Annotated in this window: 9 protein-coding genes; all 9 read left to right on the plus strand. The window is 34.3% G+C overall.

Annotated features, from left to right (window positions below; translation table 11 throughout):
• The first annotated feature begins 220 nt into the window (after positions 1-220).
• The gene (locus DXA15_RS24130; protein ID WP_128135728.1) at positions 221-2137 is read left to right on the plus strand and encodes a UDP-N-acetylglucosamine 4,6-dehydratase family protein; all 1917 of its coding nucleotides are present in this window, start codon (positions 221-223) and stop codon (positions 2135-2137) included.
• A 108-nt stretch (positions 2138-2245) separates the two neighbouring features.
• Positions 2246-2548 carry a hypothetical protein gene (locus DXA15_RS24135; protein WP_128135729.1) on the plus strand — a complete coding sequence of 101 codons (303 nt, stop codon included), beginning with the start codon at positions 2246-2248 and terminating at the stop codon, positions 2546-2548.
• Positions 2535-2774, plus strand: a complete 240-nt coding sequence (locus DXA15_RS24140) for a toxin-antitoxin system, toxin component (RefSeq protein WP_128135730.1) — start codon at positions 2535-2537, stop codon at positions 2772-2774. Before DXA15_RS24135 ends, DXA15_RS24140 begins: the two co-directional genes overlap by 14 nt.
• A gap of 1 nt (position 2775) precedes the next feature.
• Positions 2776-3054 (plus strand): DUF4160 domain-containing protein, encoded by a 279-nt coding sequence (locus DXA15_RS24145; RefSeq protein ID WP_128135731.1) that lies wholly within the window; start codon positions 2776-2778, stop codon positions 3052-3054.
• Positions 3055-3118: 64 nt separating this feature from the next.
• The gene (locus DXA15_RS27765) at positions 3119-3244 is read left to right on the plus strand and encodes a hypothetical protein (protein ID WP_255420007.1); all 126 of its coding nucleotides are present in this window, start codon (positions 3119-3121) and stop codon (positions 3242-3244) included.
• Positions 3245-3488: 244 nt separating this feature from the next.
• Positions 3489-4544: an O-unit flippase-like protein gene (gene wzx / locus DXA15_RS24155; RefSeq protein WP_128135732.1), complete on the plus strand. Its 1056-nt coding sequence runs from the start codon at positions 3489-3491 to the stop codon at positions 4542-4544.
• Positions 4532-4936, plus strand: coding sequence for a hypothetical protein (locus tag DXA15_RS24160; RefSeq protein WP_147349104.1), 405 nt, complete (start codon positions 4532-4534; stop codon positions 4934-4936). Before wzx ends, DXA15_RS24160 begins: the two co-directional genes overlap by 13 nt.
• A gap of 4 nt (positions 4937-4940) precedes the next feature.
• Complete coding sequence (locus DXA15_RS24165; RefSeq protein WP_128135734.1) at positions 4941-5720, plus strand: glycosyltransferase family 25 protein; 780 nt, start codon at positions 4941-4943, stop codon at positions 5718-5720.
• 12 nt (positions 5721-5732) lie between these two features.
• On the plus strand, positions 5733-6671 hold a 939-nt coding region (locus tag DXA15_RS24170; protein ID WP_128135735.1), incomplete at its 3' end, for an EpsG family protein.

A 6671-nucleotide genomic window follows, 5' to 3' on the forward strand; every position in this document is an offset into this window, starting at 1 on the left:
TCCCCAATTACACAACTTTTTTTGAAATATTTTAATGATTTATGCCACAAAACATATTTTAATAGAAATTTTGGTGCGGTTGCCCTGGTGAAATGACTAGAAAAAACGATCGTTTTTTTTAGTCATCCTTTTCTTTATATAGGCTTTGAAAAACAAGCGATAATCGTCATTCTAATTATGGGACTGACGAGCATTTTTATAACATATAACTAGTATTAATGTGTTGAAAATCAGTGATTTTATCATCCTCTTCTCGAAGCAAAAATACTTCAATCGCTGGGTTATCTTTTTTATAGACCTGTTTTTCTCGGTTTTATCCACTTTTTTAGTATTTGCGACCCTTGGCAATATTTTGAAAATAAGTCTGCCGGTACGTGAGTTTATTTATATAAATCTCTTTTCCATCTTATGCAGTACAATTTGTTTTCTTTCCTGCCAGACCTATAAAGGTGTCATTCGTCATTCAACTTTTGCAGAGACGGGGCGTATTGCTATTGCCTCTTTTGTGAAAGCGACTTTGATGATTGTAGCCCTTTCCTGTTTTATCCACTCGTTATCTTTTCTTCAAATCTTTTTAGGAGGTTTGCTTGATTTATTCCTGACTTTCTTTATTCTGACAACGTTTCGTGCTTTATTAATAATGATGTATAGCATGATAGTTAGAAGTATTGCTTCCAATAATGAGAAGTTATTAATTTATAGGGAAGAAGATACATCATCAAGCTCATCTGTAATTTCTCTATGGAAACAATCTGATAGTTGTCAGATTGGAGGATATATACGAATAGGGGAGAGAAGTAAAATTCGTATAGGAGGCTATCCCGTTTATTCTGTCAAGAATCAGATGGAATTTAATGCATTAGTGGATCGAAAAGGGATCAAGACGATTTTGTTTACCGACTATCATGTCGTAAAAGCAGAAAGTGAACGTCTGGTGCGTTATTGCGAGAAAAAAAAGATTCGTATGTTGGTATTTTCAGCAATGAACGAGTTAAAAAGCAGAACAGTCAACCTGCATAATTTACCTGAGATTCGTATTGAAGACCTGTTAGGGCGTGATGAAATAAATATCAATCTAAAAAAAATAGCAGGTGAATTAAAAGGAAAAGTTACGCTGGTTACAGGAGCCGCCGGTTCTATCGGTAGTGAACTTTGTCGTCAACTATGTAAATTAGGATTAAAGCAATTGATCTTGTTTGATAGTGCCGAGACACCTATGCATACTCTTCGTCTGGAGTTGGAAGATCGATATCCGGAAGTTGTTTTCACTCCGATTATGGGAGATGTCCGGATGTTGGCTCGAGTGGAAAGTGTTTTTAAACGATTCCATCCTCAGTATGTTTTTCATGCGGCAGCCTATAAACATGTTCCCTTGATGGAAGAAAACCCTTGCGAAGCTGTGCACACCAACGTCCAGGGAACCTGTAATATGGCAGACATGTCTGTAAAATATGATGTAGACAAATTTATCATGATCTCTACGGACAAGGCGGTTAACCCTACGAATGTGATGGGAGCCTCCAAACGTTTGGCCGAAATCTATGTACAAAGTCTGAGTATTGCGATAAATAAAGGAATCCATCCTGGTAAAACTCGATTTATCACTACTCGTTTTGGGAATGTATTAGGGAGCAATGGTTCTGTTATTCCTCGTTTTCGTGACCAACTGGCAAAAGGAGGTCCTTTGACCGTCACTCATCCAGACATCATCCGTTATTTTATGACAATTCCGGAGGCCTGTCGTCTTGTTTTGGAAGCTGCATTTATGGGAGAAGGGAACGAGATTTTTGTGTTTGATATGGGGACTCCGGTAAAGATAGCCGATCTGGCACGTCGAATGATAGAGTTGGTAGGCCTTATTCCCGATAAAGACATTGAAATAAAATATACCGGTCTTCGTCCGGGTGAGAAATTGTATGAAGAGTTGTTGGCAACTAAGGAAAATACGCTTCCTACCATAAATGCTAAAATTTTCCGTGCGAAAGTGCGTGAATATGATTTTGCCGAGATATCAGCCAGTATTGATCATTTAATAGATTGGGCAATCCAAGTAGAAAAGTTGGAAACCGTAAAAATGATGAAATCGATCGTGCCGGAGTTTATAAGTCGGAATTCGGAGTATGAGAAACTGGATTGAGAATCCAAGATAAAGCTTGACGAGGGGTTGAGGAAGACAATCGAATATTTAGGGAAAAATGTTTGCTGTAAAAAGGAATTGACTATATTTGCATATAATCAATTTGATATGCAAGCATTCAATACAGATAAGAAAAAATCCTCTTTGGCACTGTTGTCCAGTGATGGAGACATGTCCTCCTTCCGCTATGGCTTTCAAAATATACGTTTTCGTACTTCGCCTAAGTTAGAACGTTATACGTCTGTAAAAGAATGGGATAATGGATATATTGTGGTGATGGCGAAATACAAGGATATCGGTGAGATAGAAGATTATATAGATCTTGTACCGATTCTTCAAAATTTGTATATAGATCCTCATGTATTCTTGAAACCAATAAAATCGGTGGAAATAAGATATGTTGAGAGATAAAGAAATAAATAAAATATTAGAATCCTCTTCCATGATTGTGTGTGGCTATGCCTTCATGTGGATGGAAGATGGAAACATCCGGATTATTGGTTTGAATAACCCGAATCACGCTTTGGTGATACGACCCAATGGTGAGGTGTTGGAAACCAACATGGATGACGTAGAGGTAGAAATCGTAATCGGATATTGGACCCGTAATCAAAAATATATGAAGGAGGATAGCTGATATGCCGAAATATTATGATTTTATGGTATGTGGATACTTTCTTTATTTTACTTCCCATTGTGTGGTTGAAGCCATGCATGTCCATGCAAGTGACCGTCGTTTAACAGAAGTTGGTTCCGCTAAGTTTTTTGTTAAGGGAAATGGAGATACAGTAATAAAGGAACAAGGCAATTTGAAGGACAAACAACTACGCATTATCCGTGAGTTTATAAAAGAAAATTACAAAGAAATGTATTTGAAATGGTCACAAATGAGTGATCAAGGATTTTATGGGGAGTAGCTGACTGACATGGGAATGGACCCTATCTAAGAACACACTTCACAACTGGCTGAAGAAGGGTAAGATGTATTTAGACAAAATGATTATGGTTCTGAAAGCCATGGCCTTGGAAAAGGATTCGATAGTGAACTGCGATGAGACCTGGTGCATGGTGCGTAAATATGACCACTATAAGAAGTGTTATATCTGAATGTTGTGCTGAGATGGCAGCAACATATCACAGTATGATAGGAACAGTAAAGCTTCATGGCGGTTCTATCTGAAACTTTATCGGGGCTTTTTCAAAAGATCTTTAACGGGTGCAGGGATTACGTTAACATGGTTCCTGACAAAATCACTTTGGCTACCAGCCAATGTTAAATTCAAAGCTGATTTATTAACAAAACTCGATTTAGGGCACTGAAAAGTGCCCTTTCAAAGGGGGATGCCCTAAATTGAGTGCTTACATTGGACGCTTACTTACTATGCATTTTGACGGAATTACAGTTACGAAGAAAGATGTCTTGTGGGGATATTTTGCTAAATTTTTCACTGTAGCATCTGGAGTTCTAATATTACCTTTAATACTTAAATTATTGAGTCCAGAAGAAGTCGGAATGAACTATATTATGCTTTCTGTAGGCACATTAGCTTCCTTGGTTGATTTCGGTTTTTCTCCACAGTTTGCACGAAACGTCACATATATATATAGCGGTGCTAAAGAAATTAGAAAAGAAGGATTATCTCAAGTTCCTTTTGAAGGTGCGACCTGCATTGATTATAGTTTGCTTGCAACTCTAATTTCAACAGCAAAGTGGCTATATCGTATTATGGGAGGGATTGTTTTATCAGGGATGCTTACTGTAGGAACTTTATATATATATCATGTAACAAATGGATTTAACGATATAAAGAATAGTGCCATCATTTGGGTAATTTACTCCTTTAGCGTCTTTCTACAGATATACTATTCATATTTTACAGCCCTATTGATTGGTGCAGGTAAAATAATGGAATCCAACAAAGTAATTGTATATGGAAATATGCTAAAGATATTCATAGCTTTCCTCTTATTAATGTTAGATTGTGGATTATTGGGCTTAGTTATTGCAAATTTATTTGCAGTATTTTTAACAAGGCTCTTAGCAAATCAATATTACTTCACTCAAGATTTAAAACAAAGTATTTCAAACTATAATATTACTAGAGAAAAGAAACGAGAACTGTTTAATGTAATTTGGTATAATTCTAAAAAACTAGGTTTTTGCGCACTGTCAGGCTATCTAACTCAAGGAGCTACTATGATGTTGGCTGGGATATATTTATCTTTAAATGAAGTTGGTACATTTGGCTTAATGTCACAAATATTATTTCTCATTCAAAGTATATCTGGTATTATGTTTTCAATTTATCAACCTCGCTTAGCTTCTTTGAGAGTAATGAATAAAAAAGAGCAATTATTATCTGAAGCAGCCTCGTTATGTTTTTATTTAATATCTTGTATATTATAGGTATCATTCTTTTTCTTTTACTTGGAGATTTTATTTTATCATTAATTGGATCTCAAACATCACTTCCTTCTCTACCATTGCTTATTTTTGCTGCAATTATCTGGCTGTTAGATGGGAATTGTTGGAATATGTGTCAAATTACGGCAACGAAAAATGAATTTCCTTTCGTTAAAAGTGTGTTACTGACAGCCATTGCAATATCATTATTTTGTTATATCAATATTGCATGGTTGAAATTAGGGATCATAGGTATCCTCATAGCAAAAAGCCTCCCTCAATTTGTACATAATGACTGGTACTGGCCCTTATATACGATAAAAGGATTAGGTGTTTCAACTAAAACGTTTATTTATGTAGGATTTAAAGAACTTCAAAGAAAAATCACTTTATAGGAATATGAAAACTTTCGTTATTAATTTGCAGCGGGCGGTTGAAAGAAAAAAACATATGCAAAAATCACTTTATAGGAATATGAAAACTTTCGTTATTAATTTGCAGCGGGCGGTTGAAAGAAAAAAACATATGCAAAAGCAGTTAAATAGATTCTCTTTTTTAGATGTAGAGTTTATCGATGCTATTGATGGTAAACAATTTAGTACAGATGAAGCAAAATCTCTTTTTGATTATGATACATTTTATAAATTATATGGAAGAAGCCCTTTGCTTGCCGAGATTGGATGTACCCTTAGTCATATAAAATCTTATAAAAAGCTTATAGATAGTAACGAAAAAGCTGCACTTATCTTAGAAGATGATGCTTGCCTTTCTAATCAATTAAATATAATTGAAGAATTAGAAATTGATGAAACACCTCAGTTGATATTATTAACACCAAGATTTTCCTATTCTTTTAGGATAAAAAAAATAGATGCAGACTTTAGTTTGAATAAACTATATTTTGGAGCCTATACTGCTGGATATATCATTAACAAGGCAGCTGCAAAATTAATTTGTGGCCTTGCACATAAACCTTATTGGGTTGCAGATGATTGGCTTCTTATGAAAAAGCACTTTAATTTATATGGAATAGTACCGGCACTGGTATATTGGGATGAAGGCCTAGAGACACAAATACAAACAGGTGAGAAAAAGTCTACTAACATTGTGAGACTCTTACTATCTCCAGTAGCTTTATCTCACAAGATCTTAAAAATAATAGGACATTATAGTAAGTAGAGAACATTTAACATGTTTGAAGCAACTACACAAGCTCTGATATATCGAATTTTATTAGCGACAGCTGTTATTTTTACTGCAATATATTTATTGTTACGACAAAAATATATTTCCAATAAATTTATAGCAGATTTCGGGATGTTTTCATTATTACTATTTTGCATATTCTTTATTGGATATAGGGAATGGTGGAATGAAGATGTTTTTGTAGATTCTGTGCGATATGGTGGATTTTATATAGAATATTTAGCTGGGAAAATCATTGATAGTGAAGAAGCCAGAGACATTGGATTTGAAATTATGACACAGACATGTGCTAATTTAGGTTTATCAATAGATTTATATTTTCTGATATGTGCATTTCTATATGTCTTTCCATTGTATTTAGTTTCATATAAATTATCCCAGAATAATTTTATAGTATTTTTCATGATGCTAATAACTGCAATGTCATTTTATGGATATGGTGTGAATGGCATACGTAATGGAATAGCTACATCTTTATTATTATTAGCTATGGTCAATTATAAGAGAACATTATATGCTTTAATTCTTAGTGTTATAGCTATATCTTTTCATAAATCCGTAGTTTTACCTTTTTTGTCATTAATATGTGTATCATGCTATACAAATGTGCGCTTTTATCTGAAAATCTGGTTGATGGCAATTCCACTCAGCTTTGTAATAAATAAGTTATTTACTGACATATTATTAAGTATATCTTTTATTGCTGATAGAGCAGAAGAATATTTAACAGGAGAAGCAGACAGTTCCGTATTTTCCTCCACCGGATTTCGCATAGATTTTTTATTATATAGTTCAGTTCCGATATTAATAGGTTATTATTTTATATTAAGAAAGTCTTTTACGAATAAATTGTATGAAATACTGTTATGTAGTTATATGCTCTCTAATTCAGTATGGATATTACTTAATCAAGTACCTTTTCTA

This window comes from Parabacteroides sp. AM58-2XD (assembly GCF_003463685.1).
Classification (GTDB): Bacteria; Bacteroidota; Bacteroidia; order Bacteroidales; family Tannerellaceae; genus Parabacteroides; species Parabacteroides segnis.